1 protein-coding gene is annotated in these 662 nt (G+C 65.4%); it reads left to right on the forward strand.

Annotated features, from left to right (window positions below; translation table 11 throughout):
* Window positions 1-496, forward strand: a 496-nt coding sequence (locus tag RB628_RS41110) for a hypothetical protein (RefSeq protein WP_318325729.1), incomplete at its 5' end; no start/stop codon positions are given.
* Between the last annotated feature and the right edge of the window lie 166 nt (window positions 497-662).

Here is a 662-nt window from a genome sequence, read left to right on the forward strand (position 1 = left end):
TCCGCATTCCCTGGCGTTCTACGTGGACGTCGTCACCACCGGCACCGTGCTCGGCGTGGGCCCCGCGGACTCTCCCGAGCATGTCGCCAAGGTCCTGGGGCCGGAATTCGCCGAGGACCACTTCGACGACCGCAGCATGTGCCGTGGCTACGGCTTCGTCGAGTTCTTCTGGGACCGCGCTTCCACCGAACCCCCCTGGTCGGGCCACCACTTCACCCTGCAGGTGCGCCGCCTCGCGTACCGGGACCGTACCGACGTCCACGACGTGCTTCGTGCCCGGTACGGGCGGTTCACTCCCAGGCTTCGGTTCGAAAAGCTGCAGCGTCTGCTGGCACGGCGCGGCGTCCCCCTGCTGGAGATCCCGGAAATCCCGACGTTCGCCCCGTATTTCCGTACTTTCTGGCAGCCCGATTCCCGTGTGGCCGTCACCGTCATAGGCACCTACGGCGAGTACTACACGCCGGACAATCTGCGAGTCGGCGACGCTCAACCCTGATCCGAAACTCACGCACCTGCGATGCCGAGAACAAGTCCTGGACGATCGCATGCCGTGCCTGCACGCTCACCAGTCGCTGTTGATCCGAGACTCGACCGGTTCCGTTCGAGTCGCTAAGTGGTTCGCGCCGTAAGTCCTTCGGGGGTTGACGTCGGAGGCGGTGCTG

It is taken from the genome of Streptomyces sp. ADMS, assembly GCF_033441795.1.
Classification (GTDB): Bacteria; Actinomycetota; Actinomycetes; order Streptomycetales; family Streptomycetaceae; genus Streptomyces.